17 protein-coding genes and 2 pseudogenes are annotated in these 17853 nt (G+C 60.1%); 12 read left to right on the top strand and 7 right to left on the bottom strand.

Annotated features, from left to right (window positions below):
- Positions 1–39 precede the first annotated feature (39 nt).
- The 3 genes and pseudogenes from BQ7471_RS01030 to BQ7471_RS01020 all read right to left on the bottom strand — a co-directional run bounded on the left by BQ7471_RS01030 (position 40) and on the right by BQ7471_RS01020 (position 2613).
- Positions 40–1263, bottom strand: a pseudogene (locus tag BQ7471_RS01030) (IS30 family transposase).
- A gap of 181 nt (positions 1264–1444) precedes the next feature.
- A complete protein-coding gene (locus BQ7471_RS01025) occupies positions 1445–1963 on the bottom strand; it encodes an SRPBCC family protein (RefSeq protein WP_076463523.1) in 519 nt (172 codons plus the stop codon).
- Complete coding sequence (locus BQ7471_RS01020) at positions 1960–2613, bottom strand: TetR/AcrR family transcriptional regulator (protein ID WP_076463521.1); 654 nt, start codon at positions 2611–2613, stop codon at positions 1960–1962. Before BQ7471_RS01020 ends, BQ7471_RS01025 begins: the two co-directional genes overlap by 4 nt.
- 141 nt (positions 2614–2754) lie before the next feature.
- Between BQ7471_RS01020 and BQ7471_RS10965 the strand changes: the two genes are divergently transcribed.
- The 10 genes and pseudogenes from BQ7471_RS10965 (at position 2755) to BQ7471_RS00975 (ending at position 12729) form a co-directional block, all read left to right on the top strand.
- Positions 2755–2949 carry a hypothetical protein gene (locus BQ7471_RS10965; RefSeq protein WP_129583296.1) on the top strand — a complete coding sequence of 65 codons (195 nt, stop codon included), beginning with the start codon at positions 2755–2757 and terminating at the stop codon, positions 2947–2949.
- 180 nt (positions 2950–3129) lie between these two features.
- Entirely contained in the window at positions 3130–4113 is a 984-nt protein-coding gene (guaA, locus tag BQ7471_RS01015) for a glutamine-hydrolyzing GMP synthase (RefSeq protein ID WP_076463520.1), read from the top strand.
- Between the two features lie 60 nt (positions 4114–4173).
- A pseudogene (locus BQ7471_RS01010) lies at positions 4174–4868 on the top strand (IS1595 family transposase).
- A 40-nt stretch (positions 4869–4908) separates the two neighbouring features.
- Complete coding sequence (locus BQ7471_RS01005; protein ID WP_076463518.1) at positions 4909–6540, top strand: DUF262 domain-containing protein; 1632 nt, start codon at positions 4909–4911, stop codon at positions 6538–6540.
- A complete protein-coding gene (locus BQ7471_RS01000) occupies positions 6537–7760 on the top strand; it encodes a type II toxin-antitoxin system HipA family toxin (protein WP_076463516.1) in 1224 nt (407 codons plus the stop codon). Before BQ7471_RS01005 ends, BQ7471_RS01000 begins: the two co-directional genes overlap by 4 nt.
- 867 nt (positions 7761–8627) lie before the next feature.
- Positions 8628–9896: an IS256 family transposase gene (locus BQ7471_RS00995; protein ID WP_076463514.1), complete on the top strand. Its 1269-nt coding sequence runs from the start codon at positions 8628–8630 to the stop codon at positions 9894–9896.
- Between the two features lie 255 nt (positions 9897–10151).
- Positions 10152–10415 (top strand): DDE-type integrase/transposase/recombinase, encoded by a 264-nt coding sequence (locus BQ7471_RS11855; RefSeq protein WP_407922669.1) that lies wholly within the window; start codon positions 10152–10154, stop codon positions 10413–10415.
- Positions 10390–10593, top strand: coding sequence for a hypothetical protein (locus BQ7471_RS00990; RefSeq protein WP_076463513.1), 204 nt, complete (start codon positions 10390–10392; stop codon positions 10591–10593). Before BQ7471_RS11855 ends, BQ7471_RS00990 begins: the two co-directional genes overlap by 26 nt.
- A 956-nt stretch (positions 10594–11549) precedes the next feature.
- On the top strand, positions 11550–11858 hold the full coding sequence (locus tag BQ7471_RS00980) for a hypothetical protein (RefSeq protein ID WP_076463509.1): 309 nt from the start codon (positions 11550–11552) through the stop codon (positions 11856–11858).
- Between the two features lie 64 nt (positions 11859–11922).
- Positions 11923–12729 (top strand): class I SAM-dependent methyltransferase, encoded by an 807-nt coding sequence (locus tag BQ7471_RS00975; protein WP_076463507.1) that lies wholly within the window; start codon positions 11923–11925, stop codon positions 12727–12729.
- A 28-nt stretch (positions 12730–12757) separates the two neighbouring features.
- Here the strand turns inward: BQ7471_RS00975 and BQ7471_RS00970 are convergent, their stop codons facing one another.
- The 4 genes from BQ7471_RS00970 to BQ7471_RS00950 all read right to left on the bottom strand — a co-directional run bounded on the left by BQ7471_RS00970 (position 12758) and on the right by BQ7471_RS00950 (position 15763).
- Positions 12758–13402 (bottom strand): class I SAM-dependent methyltransferase, encoded by a 645-nt coding sequence (locus BQ7471_RS00970; protein WP_083663171.1) that lies wholly within the window; start codon positions 13400–13402, stop codon positions 12758–12760.
- A 756-nt stretch (positions 13403–14158) separates the two neighbouring features.
- Positions 14159–14446 carry a TfoX/Sxy family protein gene (locus tag BQ7471_RS00965; protein WP_076463505.1) on the bottom strand — a complete coding sequence of 96 codons (288 nt, stop codon included), beginning with the start codon at positions 14444–14446 and terminating at the stop codon, positions 14159–14161.
- A gap of 389 nt (positions 14447–14835) precedes the next feature.
- Positions 14836–15105: a hypothetical protein gene (locus BQ7471_RS00955; protein ID WP_129583294.1), complete on the bottom strand. Its 270-nt coding sequence runs from the start codon at positions 15103–15105 to the stop codon at positions 14836–14838.
- A gap of 112 nt (positions 15106–15217) precedes the next feature.
- A complete protein-coding gene (locus BQ7471_RS00950) occupies positions 15218–15763 on the bottom strand; it encodes a GNAT family N-acetyltransferase (RefSeq protein ID WP_076463502.1) in 546 nt (181 codons plus the stop codon).
- Between the two features lie 560 nt (positions 15764–16323).
- Here BQ7471_RS00950 and BQ7471_RS00945 point away from each other — a divergent pair.
- Positions 16324–16926, top strand: a complete 603-nt coding sequence (locus BQ7471_RS00945; RefSeq protein ID WP_076463501.1) for a DUF6652 family protein — start codon at positions 16324–16326, stop codon at positions 16924–16926.
- 171 nt (positions 16927–17097) lie between these two features.
- A complete protein-coding gene (locus BQ7471_RS00940) occupies positions 17098–17763 on the top strand; it encodes a nitroreductase family protein (protein WP_076463499.1) in 666 nt (221 codons plus the stop codon).
- Positions 17764–17853 lie beyond the last annotated feature (90 nt).

Raw genomic sequence — 17853 nt, 5'->3', positions numbered from 1 at the left:
TGTCCTGAGCAGTAGTTCGAGGCGCTGCTTGGGTGTGTCCTAGTGTAGGGTTTTGCGTGGGCGGTCGCCCTGTTGGTCTGCGATGGCATCTAGGTCTGCTTCGGTCAGGGGTGATAGGTCGGTGCCTGTGGGCATGTAATTGGCGCAAAAGTCCGTTTGTGTTTTCGTTGGTGCCGCGTTGCCAGGGTGAGTGCGGGTCGCAGAAATACACATCAAGGCCCAGCTGTGAGCCGATCGTGCGGTGCTGGGCCAGCTCGCTTCCCTGGTCCCAGGTCAGCGACAATCGCAAGGAGAGTGGGGCAATCCCGCGAGCTTGTCGATGATGGCGTCTTGGACCTCGATGGCTGTATGCCCATGGGGCAGGTAGAGCAGCATCGTATACCGGGTGGAGCGCTCGACAAGTGTGCCGACGGCGGATTGGCCCTTCGCTCCAATAATCAAGTCGCCCTCCCAGTGTCTTGGTATGGCCCGGTCCTCTATGCTGGCGGGTCGTTGGCTGATCATCACCATGGGATCCTTGAATCGTGGCCGTACCTGACGGCTGTGTGCGTCTGGGCGTCTGTGGGTGCGTCCTTGGCGCATGAGGGACGCGATCTCCTTGCGGAGTGCGCCTTTGGCCTGGATGAAGAGGGACTGGTAGATCGTCTCCACGCACGGGTTCATGCTCCGATTATGCGGGAAACGCATGCGCAAGTAGGCGCAGATCTGCTCGGGAGACCACTTGATCTCAAGCTTGTCCCACATGATTGCCCACAAACGCGGATTGGCGCATTTGCGTGGCTTGGGGTGTTGGAGGCGCTTGCTTGCTCGCATGTGAGCAATGTAGGGGGTGTAGCACATGGAGGTAATCCCGTTTCGCCGAAGCTCTCGGCTCACCGCCCGGGGCGAACGCCCTAACTGTCGAGCGATGTCCCGGATCGAAAGGCCCTCCACGCGCCACCCGAAGATGAGCATGCGTTCCTTAAGAGACAAGAAACGTTTGCTGACCCGATGAGGCCGACACTTCATGTACAAACGGTACCAATCCGCTTGCGGAGCGATACTAGCTCGCTCACACCGCCCACTTGCGCGAGTACGACCATTACGCCACACTTTGCCTGTCCGCTTCGACACACCAACAGCATGAGCTGCCTGCGTGAAGTTCAAACCATCCCCAAGAACCAAAACAAACGACCGACGCCCAGCCTGACATGCCTCACAACGGGAGGAATACACAACCCCACCAAAACACGACCAACACCAGCCACAACGAACCCCCCTCACAAAGACTCCGCTGCAACCACCACAAGAACCTAGACCCCAAGACCACACATCAGGGGTCAACCAAACACACAGCAGACCCAGAAACCAGAGACTTCAAACCCCACCCACACCCCCAACTACGAAAAGCCAGATAAGCCTCGTCGCGGATGCGTCGTGCGTGTCTGCCATCGTCCCATCCTTCTTACGCTGGGGTCCGCAACTGGTCGACGGGGATGCGCTCCGGGTACGCGCCGGTGGTGAGGATCTGCTCAAGGTAGCGGTTGTCGAGGACCATGTCGTCCTCGATGAGCTGCCAATTGGCTTTCTTCCTGAAGAACACCTTGAAAATGAGGAAGTTCATGACCGGGCTGATAATGGGCGTCATCATGCCGAAGGCCTCGGTGTGGGTGAAACGACAGCCCTCGGACACGCGCTCACCCTCGAAGGTGATCACGGCGGTCTTCTTGTCGCTCACGAATACGTACCGGAAGCGGTCCGCATCGCGCACACTCTCGGTGATAGTCCCGGTCACGTCGTAATCGAGACCCATGACAATTTCGTAAAAGCGCACCTTGGAGCCCACGGCGAGGCTGTGGTCGTACAGGTTGCAGGCCAGGTGGTAGGGGCTCCACTTGACGAACTCTTCCTCAAAGGCGTCCACCCAGGCGCAGAGCTTCTCGAACGGAACCGCTATGTCGATCGCATGGCGTAATACCTTCATCGTGAATCTCCCTTGATGTGCCGTCTGAACTCCTCCCGCACTGCGTCCGGAGCATGGAGCGCATCGGCTGCGAAGTCGATGATGTGCTCGATGAGGCGGGCGCCGTCATCGTCCTTGCGCACGCGGCTTGAGGTCGAGAATTCGTAGACCATCTCGCCTATGCCGCCGGTGATGAAGAGTGCGAGCCCTTCCTTGGTCTCGTCGTCGGTGTCGAGCCAGTCGAGCTGGTTGATGTAGGCGCGCCAGAGCGCAACAAAGCGTTCGGCGACCACGGCGCGCAGGTCGAGGAGCATGAGTCGGTTGGCGGGGTCGGTCAGCGCCTCGTCGGTGTGTTTGTCCTGCGAGAGCGTACGAGCGAAAAGCTTGAGGACCTCGACCATCATCTGCTCGGGATTGTCGGCGTGCTGCACCATGCAGGCATCGACCTGTGCCAGGTAGCGGCTGGCGTACTCCTGCATGACGACCTGGTAGAGGTCTGCCTTGGAGGAGAAGTAATAGTAGAACACGCTGGGGGAGGCCGTCTTATCGCCTACCGCGTCGAGGATGTCGCGGACGGAGGTGCGCTCGTAGCCATTGGAGAAGAACAGTGAGGCGGCGGCCGAGACGAACTTGCTGCGCCGGACATTGGGGTCCTTCTTCGTCCTCGCCACAGACGTCGCCTCCTCAAATTTATAGAATGTTGCTCTATATTTAATATATAGAACGATATTTCACGTATGTCAACTAAGAGCAGAAAGACTGTTCGAAAAGAGATGCGGACGAATACTCGGACCACGGGACCGGAAGGGAGCATGCATGACGACGTGGTCGAGCCGACGCCGCTACTACTACGACTGGGTATGGATGCGCAGTTCATGGGCGACTTCTTCGGCGTCACCTTCTTGCTCGGCATCGAGAAGCACCTCCGCCCGGGCGATTCGGGTGACAAGGGCATCGGCATCATCAACGGTTGGTCTGGTATGGGGATTGGCGACGACCCGATGTGAGTGCGCTGTGGTGTGTTTCGGACGGATTATTCTCATGTCGAGGGCTTACCTGGAAAGTTCCGTGAGGACGCGGAGTTGAGTTTCTCCTTCGTCATAGACGCCTTCGACGAAGATGCGTGGACGTAGAGTTGTCTTCGGATCGTTTGATGGATCATTCCTGTCCCGATGAAGGAGAGCCCGATGGACTTCGCTTCGAACATGCGTCCCGACGACATGGAGCGCATCACCACCCCCGAACTGGCCGATGCTTTCATCGCTGAGGCAGTCGAGGCCATCCGCGCCCAGGTCGGCGACGGCAAGGTACTGCTCGCCCTGTCCGGCGGCGTCGACTCCTCCGTCGTCGCCGCGCTGCTCATCACAGCCATCGGCAAGCAGCTGACCAGCGTCCACGTCAACCACGGCCTCATGCGCAAGGGCGAGTCCGAGGAGGTCATCGAGGTCTTCGTCAAGGGGATGGGTGCCAACCTCGTGTACGTCGACGCCTCCGGCCGCTTCCTCAGCCTGCTGGCGGGAATCGATGAGCCCGAGGCCAAGCGCAAGGTCATCGGCAATGAGTTCGTCAACGTCTTCGCCGAGGAGGCCGCCAAACTCGAGGACATCTCCTTCCTCGGCCAGGGCACCATCTACCCCGACATCCTCGAATCCGAGAAGGGGGTCAAGGCTCATCACAATGTGGGCGGACTGCCCGAGGACCTCCAATTCGGGCTGGTCGAACCGGTCAAGCTGTTGTTCAAGGACGAGGTGCGCGTCGTCGGCAAGCGACTCGGCTTGCCCGCCTCCATGGTCGACCGTCAGCCCTTCCCCGGTCCGGGCCTTGGCGTGCGATGCCTGGGCGCCATCACCCGCGATCGCCTCGAAGCCCTTCGCGAGGCCGACGCCATCGTCTGTGAGGAGATCGAGGGCGCGGGCCTGAACATCTGGCAGTACTTCTGCGTCATTCCCGACGTGCGCGCCACCGGTGTCCGTGATGAGAAGCGCGCCTACGAATGGCCCGTCATCATCCGCTGCGTTAACACCGTCGATGCGATGACCGCCGAGGTCCCCGAACTCGAGTGGCCGCTGATGAAGAAGATGACGACTCGCATCCTGAGTGAGGTGCCCGGCGTCTGCCGCGTCGCCTATGACCTCACCCCCAAGCCCATCGGCACCATCGAGTGGGAATAAATCGTATTTAGCATTGGGGCTGGACTAGTTTAGTGTTCAGGAAGGCACTTGAATTGGCTCATGACCAGTAGATATAAGCCCAAGAATAAGTACGTTATGAACTCGCACCTCTCCGAGTGCACATTCAGGGAGTTGCTGAGGCTCTTCTGCGCCGACGTGACGGCCGCCTTTGCGGCCGAGCTGACGGGACTCAACCGCAACACGGTCAACCGCTACTACATGATGCTCAGGGCGAGGATCGCCGAGCTCTGCGAGCGGGACTCGCCGTTCAACGGCGAGGTCGACGAGAGCTCCGTCGGACCCAGGCGCGTCAGAGGCAGGCACGACCACGGCGCCGGGCGCAAGACGATCGTGTTTGGCCTGCTCAAGCGGGGTGGCAAGGTCTACGCACAGATAGTCCCTGACATCTCCAGGAGGACGTTGATGCAGGGCATCGAGAAAAAGGCGGACAAGTCGTCGACCATGTACACCGACGGCTTCAACTCCTCCGACGGCCTGGTCGACTGGGGCCACCGTCACCACTACCGCGTGCACCACGGCGCGGACGAGCTCGTGGAGACGAGAACCCCCCGCACTCACATCAACGGCATCGAGAGCTTCTGGGGATACGCCACGAACCGGCTGGTAAACACCAGGGGGCTGCCAAGGAGGGCTTCCACCTCCACCTCACGGAGCGCGAGTTCAGGTCCAACACGCGCGAGCAGGACATGTACAGGTTCACGCTGAAGGAGCTCCGCGAAAGAACACTAAACTAGACCAGCCCCTTGTGTTATAGGTCCGTGGCATGATTGTTGCATGGACGACTACCAGGCGTTGTCGAGCAGTGAGGCATACACAATCGCGGAGTTGTGCGCACTCGTAAAATCAGGTGGGCTGCGCGTGCCTCAGTTCCAGCGCTCGTTTCGGTGGGATGGGAAGGATGTGCTCAGCCTCTTCGACTCGATCATGCGCGGGTTCCCTTTCGGCAGTTTGTTGTTGTGGCAGCGTGAGGCCGAAGCAGACGATCTGCTTGTCGGCGCGTTGCATGTTGAAGCCCCGGCGCGGTCGGATACTCTGTGGGTGGTCGACGGCCAGCAGCGTGTCACCAGCCTGGTCAACGCCGTTGATCCTGAAGGGGTGCAGGACCCGCGCTTCGCCCTGGGGTACTCACTACGGCAGAAGAACGTGGTGGCCGGCCGGTGGCTTGAGGACCCACTAGCGATCCCATTGCCCGACCTGTTTGACTTCTCCCGGGCACTCGCCTGGCTCGCGGACAACCCTAACGCCGCCGACCAAGCGACACACATTCAGGACATGGCGGCCAGGCTCAACCGTGTGACCGTACCAGCCACGGTCATGAAGCAGACAGACGAGAAGACGCTCCGTGAGGTGTTCGACCGGATCAACTCCCGCGGCAAGCGCCTGAATGCAGCGGAGATCTTCAACGCCATCCACGGCGGGCCCGAGGCGGGAAACACCACCTCCGGCATCGCCGCCAACGTTGATGCGCAGACCCGCTTCGGCTCGCTGGATGACAAGGTTGTAGTCCAGGCGATCCTAGTGCGACGGCATACGGACATCACCAGGGACGTCCACGGAGAGTTCTCCGCCAGCCGTCGTCGCGTGAGCGACTTTCCCGAGGAGAGCGAGGCGGAGGCCTACCGGGCCACGGAGCGCGCGCTCGTACAAGCGGTACGTTTTTTACAGGGACGCTGCGGGATTCCGCATCTGGTGTTTCTGCTCTTCCGCTTTCAACTGCTGGTTCTCACACGTTTCTTCGCTCTCTTCCCCGAACCGGCCGATCGCAATCTGGAACTGCTGTCCCGTTGGCTGTGGCGCACGAGTGCGGGTGCCGATTCGCTGGGCATCAGTGGCTCACAGACGGACCTGCGCGACATGGCGGCACGGGTGAAACGGGGCGAGGAATCCGCATCGGTGCAGCGGCTCCTCGAGGCGGTCGATCTCAAAGAGGCCCCGAAGCCTCCGGACCTGACGGTCTTTCGTGCGACTCGCTCAGACTCAAAGATGATTCTCGCGGCATTGTGGAGCCTTCACCCGGTGGATGTGCGCACCAACCAACCGATGACCATTGAAGCCTTGGCTGAGCAGTTGGAGGGGGAGACGACACCGCGTGCCGTAGTAGCCGACCTCGTGTCCCTATCGGAACTCAAGGAGCAGGACCCGGTTGCTGCGTCGAAGCTCATCTCCATGCTGGATAAGAGGGAGCTGCTGACGCTCCTCGAAGCACAACTCGACCTGGGTTCCCTGCTACTGGATGAAACCATGCTGGAGCGGCTGCAAGACAATGACTTCAGTGAGTTTCTGCGACTGCGCGCGGAGGCGTTGCAGATGTATCTGAACGAGTTTCTGATGGTGCGTACCGCATGGGGACAGGAGGACACTCCGCCGCTGTCTGACTATGTGTCAGATGTGGAGAACCAACCGTGAGCGATCGAATATATGCGGTGCTTCTACACGGCAAGCACGTGGCCTCTATCTACAGACATGACCAGGATGACGGGGGACCATTCACAAAGCTAGTCTTTGACCAGGACTACTGGGATCGTCCGGGACGGATGGTCCTCGGACGCTGGTTTGAGGACCATCCACATAAGCAGCCGCACGCCACCAACCGGGTACCAGCATGGTTCTCCAATCTCCTTCCCGAAGGACGGCTTCGGGAACTCATCGCTCGTGAGCAAGGCGTTAACGTTCACCAGGAGATGGATTTGCTGGGTCGCGTCGGCCATGATCTGTCGGGGGCTGTAGAAGTGCGCCTGGATCCAAATGCAGATCCAGGTGCTGAGCCTTCTGACATAGTTGATGTTTCAGACGAACATTCTCGGCGACCAGTCGGCGCCCTGCGTTTCTCGCTGGCCGGTATGGCGCTGAAGTTCTCTGTTCGGGACGACGGCGGCCGCTTGGCGCTCCCCGCCCAAAGCGAGGACGGTGACTGGATTCTGAAGACTCCCGATCCGGCGTACCCGGGACTTGCCTCCAACGAACTGGCAGTAATGGAGTTGGCACAGCAGGTTGGGATCGAGGTTCCGGAAGCCGCGCTGTGGGCTCGGGATAAGATTGACGATCTGGGCCCGGGCGCCTGGCTCTCAGGAGAAACCGACGCCTACGCCGTACGTCGCTTCGACCGCTCGCCTGAGGGGCGTATACATATCGAGGACTTCGCGCAGGTCCTGAACCGCTACGGCACGGGTGACGGCAAGTATCAGTCCAACGTGGAGACGGTTGCCGGTTTGGCTTACCGCGGGCGGGATCACTTCTCCCTGCAGGAGATGGTGCGACGCACGGTCTTCAACCTGCTGGTTGGCAACGGGGATGCCCACCTGAAGAACTGGTCACTGATCTACCCCGACGGGCGGCGTGCGCGGCTCTCTCCTGCCTATGACCTCGTGTGTACCGCCGCCTACCCGAACCATTCGGAACTCGGATTGCCATTCTTCCGCGCCACCAGGCTGGCCGACGTCGCTCGGGAGCATTTCGTGTGGCTCCAGAACAAGCTTGATGTCGGTGATGAGGACGTGCTTGACGTCGTCAATGAGACGGTGGACCGTTTCTTTTCTGTCCGGGAGAGCATCGACGCCGCACCAGTGCCGGTGCGCGAGTGGATCATCGGCCACATGGAGCAGACGGCGAGCCGATTGCGTCACTGACTTGAGGCGGTGTGCACGACCGCGTGAAGGCGCCGAGCCATCCAGGGGGTGTCCCTGTGTGGTGTGTTAAGCGGCGGTGGCGAGTTTTTCTGATGGGTGTGGGTCGTAGAGGGTAGCGTCGCGGAGCATGGCGTGAAGGGTCAGGACGCGGCGGTGTGCGAGGGCGAGGACGGATTGGTTGTGTCGTTTTCCTTGTTCGCGTTTCTTGAAGTGTCGTGGGTTTGTGAGAGGCGTTGATTTATATAGGAGATAGTCTCAGATCGTGGCTGATGTGAAGTGTGATAAGGAAACCAATAGAGCGTGTGCTGTGCTTGCGCTACGAGGCGCTCGCTGGAGGTGGTTCCACTAAAGCAGGCGCCCGATGCACGATCGGCAGCATGGTGGATATCACTCCAACTACCCTCCACAACTGGATACGGAAATGCTGAAGCAAAACAGGCTGCCGGCACGGCCCAAACCGAGCAGGAGAAAGACGCTGAGCTTGCCCAGTTGCGCAAAGAAAACAAGCAACTGAAGGAAGCCAACGAGATCCTGAAGTTGGCCTCGGCTTTTTCGCCCAGGCGGAGCCGGGCCGCACACGCAAATAATCGTGGATTTCCTCCACACGTACCAGCACCAGTTTTCCATCGAGCGGATGTGCCAAGTTCTACGACAATCAATACCAGATCTCACCAGCAACGTACTTACCGCTACCAGGCGCGTCTCTTCGGGCCTACACCTGTTGAGTTGCGCGACGCGTATGATGCCAGGGTGTGTGTCTTAACGTGGTGTCATTTCCTGCTGGTGGTTCGTCGTCGTTGACGTGGAGAGGGGCCATCGTGGGAGGCCCCTGTTGTTTCCGGCAAGAAGCAAAGAAGTGATCCCACGATGACCCATAACCAGTCGGCCTTGTCCGCGCTGATCCAGGAAGTCCTGACCGATCCCGACCTCGCCCACTCGGACGTGTTCCGACGGATGCTGCAGGCGGGACTGCAGGACCTGATCAACGCTGAAGCGACCGCGAGGATCGGTGCGGCCCCGCACGAGCGGACCCCCGAGCGCACGACCCGGCGTAACGGGACGCGCCCCAAGACGCTGGCGACGCCGGCTGGCGAGGTGGAACTGGCGATCCCCAAGTTAAGGGAAGGATCGTTCTTCCCCTCTCTACTGTCTCCTCGCAGGAGGGTCGACAAGGCCCTATACGCGGTGATCTGCCAGGCCTGGATCGACGGCGTGCCCACCCGTCAAGTCGACCAGCTGGTGCGCGCCCTGGGCAACAAGACCGGTATGAGCCGTTCGACCGTGTCGCGGATCTGCACCGAGATCGACGAGGCCGTCGCCCACTTCCTGACACGCCGCCTCGACCACACCTGGTTCCCCTACCTGTTCCTGGACGCCACCTACCTCGACGTCAGGGTGCGAGGCCGGGTCGTCTCCCAAGCGCTCGCGGTCACCACTGCCGTCTCGGACGAGGGACGCCGCGAGATCCTCGGGATCAGCCTGGGGGACGCCGAGACCACCGACTTTTGGACCAGCTTCCTGCGCTCCCTACACGACAGGGGCCTGAGGGTCGCCACCAGCCACGACCCTCTGGGCGTCGCCATGGTCACCAGCGATGCCCATGCCGGCCTCAGGGCGGCGGTCAAGGCGATCCTGCCGGGAGCGGCCTGGCAGCGCTGCCGCATCCACTTCTCGCGCAACGTCACCCAGCGTCTCGGATCAGCCCACTCCAAGCCCGTGAACGCCCTGATCTCCACGATCTTCGCTCAGACCACGCACGAGGCTGTCACCGCCCAATACCGGGCGGTGACCGACTCCCTGACCGTTTCCTTCCCCCAGATCGCTGAGATGCTCACCGACGCCGACGCCGACCTCACCGCCTTCGTGACCCTCCCGCGAGACCACTGGCAAAAGGTCTGGTCCAACAACCCCATCGAGCGGCTCAACCGCGAAATCAAGCGCCGCGCCGACGTCATCCAGATCTTCCCCGACCGCCAGTCCGTCAACCGCCTCATCGGCGCAGTCCTCCTCGAACAGCACGAAAAATGGCAATACGGCGAACGCCGCTACTTCTCCAACACCTCCATACGCAAACTCATCCACATCCTCACCGACCAGCACGAAAGCACCAGACCCCAACTCCCCCTCACCGCCTAAGCAAGTGACACCACGACACGAGACTTGACCTGATGCCAACCGATTGGTGGACATCTGGACACGCAACAGGCGTGTCTACGGTCGACATAAGCTGTGGTGTGCAGCCACACGGGCTTTTCACAGATGAGGGTGTAGGGCGGTAGCCGGGTCGGCTGCTGCGACTGCTGGGTATTTAGGGTGTCCTGCGGCGCAAATCCACGCGTACGACAGTCGACAATCCGAATACCCCCGATTCGCTGACCACTGTAAGCGGGCGTGGTCGAGTGTTACTCGGCCGGATCACTGGTGGGTGGCAGACTTACCTACGTCTACACCCAGCAGGGAGTGTGCTATGTCGCTTTCATCGCCGACGTCTACTCCCGGAAAATCCTCGGATACGCCGTGTCCCGATCACAACAGACAGATTTCGTGCTTGACGCACTACGACAAGCACTCAGCGTACGAACCCGCCCCAACCCCCACTTCAGTCCTGTGGGCATTATCCACCACTTCGATGCAAAGGTCCCAGTACACCAGTGAGAGCCTGTGGGCCCTGCTTGCTCGAGAGCGGCTGACCGGCTCCACCAGCACAGTCAGTGATGCCTACGATAACGGGCTGATGGAGTCGACCATCGGCCTGTACAAAAGTGAGGAGACCCACATCCACAACCTCACCCGGCCTACCTGGCAAGACGTCGAGGCCACCACCACCGAATGAGTCTACTGGTACAACACCGAACGTATTCACGAATCCATCAGCTATATAACACCCGACGAACACGAAACCTGCCACCACCAAACCCCTCCCAGAAGGGAATCAACCAAAAGTCTCAGCAGCTTAAACACCCACACTCACAAAACCAGGACGAATCACCTCTGACTACATGGCTTCGGCGATAGGAGGGTGGAAGAATCTCCAGCTCACGCGCCCCACCGGCTCCATCAAAACGGGCTATGTAACAATCGAGTGGGAGTAGTCATCGCCTGATGTTCTCCAACAGTTGGTTTGTCGCCGCCTTATATCGCCGTAGTGCGCGATCATGCGGTATCTGCTGCAGGGAGGCAACTGCGGACAGAACGCTCATGGAGAAGTGTGGCTCCTGAAGGAATCCGGCAGGCGGTGTTTCGATAACGGTGCCTCCGTCGACTTCGATGAAAACCCATGAAAGAGCGGTTCGAGCTGGTTACGCCATTGCCCGGATTGTCGCGGCAATCCAATGCGAGATCGATCGGGTCGTTCGCGAGGGACAGACGCTCATTCTGGAGGGAGGACTCGTTCCAACGCCGGTCACTCGAACTCAAAGAGGAGCGCTTCTCGAGGGAAACGCGATCGTCGGCATCATGGTCCCGTCGTCCTCGGTATGGCATTCGGCATTGCTTGCCTCTGGCACAAGGACGTGCATGCGATGATGACGGCGCCATCGCCGAGGGGCGCGGATGACGCGGAGATACGTCGCCTATCGGGATACTCGCGCGCGGTGTTCGCCAGGGTCTTCTCCCTATTTCGGATCATGTCCACACTACGGCTGACACTCAGAGTTACAGGAGGAGAAATGAAGGTCAGCATCCAAAGGAAGCCCGCGTTCGTCGTCTCAGGGCTTATGCGTGAGACCATCGGGAACTCGGAGTGCCCCTCCACTTGGGACGCGCTCTGACGGGGACTGGGACGAAAAGATGCTCTCCGCGCCCGGAAACGGACGATGCTACGGCATGTGCTTCGACGTCGAGGCCCCGGGAACGATCAACTACCTGGCGGGCTATGACACATCGGATGGCGCGCCGGACTTCGAAGCGGACGGCCCGGGAGACATGCATGCGGACGACTACGAGATGGAGCTGTGGGTACCCATCGAGGAAGCGTCGAGCAGCCGACAAGAGGGTGTTCTCCTCAACGGTCAGGTACGGACGGGGCTGTGCTCCCGAAAGACGAAGCGGACGCGCTTCGTCCAGGAGGTTCTGGGGCAATTCCCGACGCCCTCTTGAATTCCGCTGCCCGCATGGTGTTATCTGTTGCCGACGGAACTTGCAAGTCGAACGGGGAGGGACTGTGACGGAACTGAGTGAACTGTCGAAAACCTTGTACGTCCCCCTCGCGGGGCGCATCTACGCGTCGAAACACTATCCTGCGATGATTGCCGATTTGAAGGTCCTCGCCCTCGAATCCGCCCTCCCCGCCGAGGCCGAGAGGATGCGTCACGGGCAAAGCGAGTACACGATGCTTGCGAGCGTCGCCCGCTCCATCAATATGGACCGCCGTATCCGCGCATTCCTTGCGGACTACCCTGACGCGGCTGTCGTCAATGTCGGATGCGGGTTGGAAACCGCGTTTTGGCGGTGCGACAATGGGCGTGCGCTGTGGTTTGAGCTCGACTTGCCCGAAGTCATCGACCTGCGCAATGAACTCCTCGGGTCGTCGGAACGTGATATCGGCCTTCCAGGCGACATGTTCGACTACTCGTGGATCGACCGGGTCAAAGAGTACGGCGAACGGCCGACCATCGTCATCGTGTCCGGCGTCTTCTACTACTTCCACGAGGACGAGGTCGTCGACTTCATCAATCACCTCGCTGCCTTCGACAATGTGCGCCTCGTCTTCGATTCGACCTCCTCAATCGGGGTCAAGATGTCGCAGTACTACGTGAAACGGATGAAGAACTCCTCTCTCATGCACTTCTCGATCGACAATCCGAAGTCATTCGTCGACGCCCTCGTCGAGGGGGCGCGACTCATTGAACACACCCCCTACTACCGTGATATCGACAGGCGCGGCATCGGGCTCGGCGCCCGGGTGGCCATGTGCATTTCCGACGCATTCCATATGGTCGCCATGAACACGATTCAGGTTCGGGGGTGAAAGAGCGGCAGTCATCCGTCGACCCCGACTATTCTGCATGCGACCCCTCACTGCCCCCGTCGGCACGGCATGCCACGACATCGAGCGGCTGCCATGCGTCGAAGAGGCGCTTCTCAATGATTCGCAGTCCCTGCTCGGACAAGAACGCCTCGAAAGCGCCGCCGTCCCAGTCGTGGGCGGATTCGAAGCCGAATCTGCGCAAAAGCTTCATGCGTCCAGAACCGGCCCGTGTTCCGTGGACGTAGTTCGGCACAATGATCAAGCCGCCGGGGCGTACCACCCGCTTTAGATGTGCGATCGCGTCCTCGGGCGAATCGAGAAGGTGGAGGACGTTGGCGCACACGGCCGCATCGAACACACCCGTCGGCAGGCTCAAAGCAGTGATGTCTTGAACCCTGAACGCGATATTGTGCAGGCAATGGTGCGCGGCTTTGCGTCGTGCCCGGGCGAGCATCTTCTCCGAGTAGTCGCATGCCATGACGAACTCGACCTTGGAGGCGAGCAGACAGGCGAACGCCCCCGTCCCGCACGCGGCGTCGAGGATGCGATCACAGGGACGGAGGAAACCTGCGATCCACGCGCCAGCCTCGGCGAGCTCCGCGTCCCCGGAGCGCGTTACGAGGTCGTAGACCCGGGCGTAGTGATCCCAGAAGCTTCGGTTCAACGCCTTCACTCTCCCATCCTCATTGGAGCTGTGCGGTCAAGTCATCCGCATCCAGGCTAGAAGGTGAAGTGTCCGACGGGGACGGACCTCGGTCACTTGAAGACGGAGAAACGGAGGACACGCAATCAGCGCATGAGGATCCTCGTTTACGGGTGCGGAGTCTCGACTCCCTCGCCGCCCGCAAGCTCATGCGTACAGGGAACGATGTCACTGTGCTCGCCCGGGGCGCTGGGAAGAGGTTTTCGATGAGGATGGGCTTGTCATCGATGCTCTCGACCCTGGCGACTGCTATGACCTTATCGCCGTCTTCATGACGATGCTCCGCTGAGGAGACTCGTCGGGCGACCGTGCACAAGCGTGTCTGTCGATGTGCTCTGTCGGGTGCGTGCCCAGGCGGGTTTCATTGAGGGCGACAGTCGTGCGGGCCGTCTCCAACGACTCACCCCTTAAGGAGGCGGCGGAGCTCGCCGCGTAGGCGTTCGCGTCCCTCGCCAGGTGCTCGCAACGTCCCGTCCCCTCACAGACATGTATTAAGGCCCCGGGGGTAGGCGTGCATTCACATGCGGAGGCGGATCACGTGTCTTGATGCGTCGAGGAAGGGAGAGGTTGACGGCCTGCGCTCCAACAACGTCGGTAAGCCGATCACCCTCAAGATGGTCACGGGCATGCCGCCCCCGAGGGAGGCGTGACATGGATGAGAGCGTTACAGTCCTTGAGGTGGCAGACGAGGACGCTGTTGGGGCGGGCGCGTGTCAGACCGCCGACTCAAGCAAGTTCGGTGCATACCTTGCCGACGAGTTCGGCGAGAGCACTCGTGTCCTCGACATCGACGAGGCGCATCGGCTTCGCGCCTTTGTAGGGGATCTCCTGCTTGTTCAGCGCCTCCGTCGAGGACGGCGTCTCCTTCATGAGGAATCGGTCGTCGTAGATTCCGCCGAAGAGTACGCCCTTCGAGTAGAGCAGATACTCCCCCATCATCTTGCGGTGGGTGATTCCGTCTACTCCGCCGAGCAGGTCGAGGACGTAGTTCAGGAATTCGTGAGATGACGCCATAATGGTTCCTCCTCTGTCAGACGGTTTTGATTTGGTGACGCAGACCGTCCCGAGCCTTTCGGGCGTTATCCGGAGCATGCTCTTCGATCGTATCTTCCACCGTCTCACACTGCTGATCGATCCGGCTTCCAATCCGGTGTTGCAGGTCGGGGCAGAATCGTTGCAGCGGAGATTCGAGCCTGATTATTTTAGTATGATATGACGCGCGGTGCGACGATGCAATCGAGTTCTGTCGGAACGTCGGAATCCGTTTCGTCATGCTTCACCCCTCTCCGAGCGCCTTTTCTGTGCACGGCGTTCGAGCGAAGACGGATTCGGATATGCAGAAGGCAGCCAAGCCCTGTGAAGCGGAGGGCGTCGGCTGAACCTCTCATCCCACTGCAGCGCGCTTAGCGCTCTGACATGTATTTCTCTATCTCGCCAGGGGTCGGTTTCCGCATCTGTGCGCCTGCGTGCTCTTTGTAGTCGTCAATGATAAAGGCGGGGGACATGCTGCCGCAGCCCTTTTCCCTGTGCCTCTTCAGGTAAAGTTGCAGATCCTCATTGTCTGCGAAGATCTTGTACGAGAGTCTGCCGCCCCCACCCTCTATTTCGTAGATGCCGCACGGCTTCGCCATAGTGTAGTCGGCGGTGCGCAGGTACAGCTTCGCGATGTCCAACGATTTGAAGGGGAAGTTCCACCGCTGCAGTCCGCGTTTGGGATCGCGCTCGATGCAGATGCACCTGCCGCCGACGTCGATGCGCGTGAGCGCGCGGGACTATCGCAGGGCACTACAATTCGAGTCTCATATATACGAGCTCTTGAAAACCAGTCGATCGTGAATTATACCCTTGGGGGTTACGCCCATATTCCTCGAACCCCGCGTTTTTGTACATGGATATCGCCCGTACATTATCGGCTACCACCTCGAGTTCGAGCTGCGCATAACCGGCTCTTCGGGCGCAGTCGATACATGCGCTCATCAACGCTCGACCGATTCCGGATCCCCAGTGCTTCCTCAACACACTGATCCCGCACTCGGCCCGGTGTCTCACCTTGTAGTTGCTCCCCACGGCTTTGACGGACGCCGTTCCAACGATTTCCTCGTCGGTCAGGGCGACGATCTCGATTTCGTTATCGCTTTCCTCCGCCTTCTTCAGAAGAAGGGATTCGTGATCGATGTCATGGATCTGCTCATCGGGATATGATAGAAGGTAGTCAGTTTCAGAATGTGTTCGACGCACGTTCTCATACACTGCGCGAGCGTCGGATTCCACTCCATTCCTCATATGGAGTTCCGTTCCGTCTTTAAGTGTCACTGTTTCATCATATCTCATTGTTCACCTTTCCGATCCTCTTCGTCATATGCTGCTTTCAATGAAAAATTGGAGAATGAATATAATCGTAACTCTCAGTCAGCTCTCATTCAAGTATCGCACTCGCCCGGCTGGTCTCATATGGTTGCACGTCACATCGACCCGCCCTTTCGTGTTGACAGAATCGAATCATTCTCGAATCAATGCCCGATGCGACCGCATGTCTTGCAGGTTGTCAATACGTCATATCACGCGAAGGCTTGAGCGCGTTGCGTGTGGAGCGAGCCCTTCTTGCAAACGGTGGACCGAAGCAATATTCGTAATTTGATTTCGGGAAGATTCCTGAAAGAGGGCCCAGAGGGCATTTTAGTTCGAATACGGACGGCTGACGATCCAGCGGCAGTGAGCTCTGCCGCCATGAGTTGGACCCCGGTCCCACGGTGTTCGGCGGCGCAATGGCCTCCCTCGTCGGACGCGGTCTCGAGTAGGAGAAAACGGCGACATGCCGCATGTGCAATCACGAGCAATCGGCGGTTTAACATGAGTGAGGGAGAATCGTGCGCCTACGAAAGGAGGCTGTGATGCCCAAGGCTGTGCGGATAGCGCTGCCCATCGTGCTCCTCGCAGCGGTGTACGCCGGTTGGGCCCCCATCGAGGCCCTTACGGCTGATGCTGGTGACGCGGGCGATGCCATGTGGTTCGTCTGGAGCGCAGCAGTACTTGGCGCTGGCTCTGCGAACGTGGTCAACGCGTGCCTCGACCGCGGGGAGGGCAGTCCGCGTAGACTCGCCTTTTGGGACATGCTGCTCAAGCTCTGCTTGATTCCGTTTTTCCTGTTCGTATTCGTCGCCGGATTCGTCATGTCCCTCGCATTGGCGGTGGTGCCCGGTCTGATTTTCGGCGCCCCCGTCGTGGTGGGCATATTGGTCGTGGTCGACTACGGTCTGCTGCTGTTCACGTCGTCGTACGGCTTCGCCGCAGTGGCGCGTGCACGCAGCCGAGGCCTCATTACCGGCACGGCTGCGGCGGTGCTGTCCGTGTTGCACGTCCTCTTCATCACCGACGTAGTAGCCGCGATCGTTCTGTACGTGATGGTGCGTCGAGCGGATGATGCCTCTCAGTCTCCGGAAGGGTACGCGTCCTCGGAACGAGTTTCGCCGGGAGCTCTTCCCCCGACCGAATGATTGCCGCGGTCGCGCATCCGATTGTGGGCCTGCGATCGCTTCCGCGTGCGAACCCGCTCTCCGGGCAGGCGAGTCGACGACGGCGCGCAGGCATATCGGAGAAGGCTATCGACTCGCTGCGGTCCGCGTGAGAGGATGCTTCTCAGAAGCCGATGCGGAACGAGGACGATCATGGACATGAAGCAGGCGATGAGGGAGAGACATGTGGTGCGCAAGTATCTCGACACGCCACTCGACGGCCACATCGTCGAGCAACTCAATCAGCGAGTTGCCGAGGACAACGCCGCGTACGGTACCGATATCAGACTGGTCGTGGATGGAGCCCCGGTCCTGAATGCCATCGTGGCTCTCATCGCGGCGAAGAATGTTAACAACTACTTCATCGTGTGCGCGCAAGACTCACCCGGCGTCGACGAACAGCTCGGACGATGCAGCGCCGACCTCATGTTGTATGCCCAAACACTCGGCCTCAACACGTGGTGGGTGGGTGGAACCTTCAACCGCAAGGCCGTCGAGCGCCAGGTAGAGCCCGATCGGCGGGTGTTCGGAGTGGTCGTCGTCGGTTACGGAAAGACGCAGGGGCAGGCTCACACATCGAAGAGGCCCGATGAGGTCGCCTCATATGAAGGGGATGCCCCCGAGTGGTTCACCGCCGGAGTCGTCGCCGCGCTGCTCGCTCCGACTGCACGCAATAAGCAGGCGTTCCGGATCGCGGGGTCGGGCCGCGCGGTCTCCTTCTCCTGCGACAACGGGCTCTTCAGCGGGGTGGATGCAGGGCTCGTGAAACACCATTTCGAACTCGGTGCAGGGATCGACAACTTCGAGTGGGCATCCTAACGGTCCATGATGCGGGCGCGCAGTGGCAGACGAGGGCCGGCGGCAGGTACGCGAGACAATGCTCCAACACATATCGAGGTGTGCGGCGCC

Source organism: Actinomyces mediterranea, from assembly GCF_900155595.1.
Lineage (GTDB): Bacteria > Actinomycetota > Actinomycetes > Actinomycetales > Actinomycetaceae > Pauljensenia > Pauljensenia mediterranea.
This window is presented reverse-complemented; position numbering and strand designations above follow the sequence as displayed.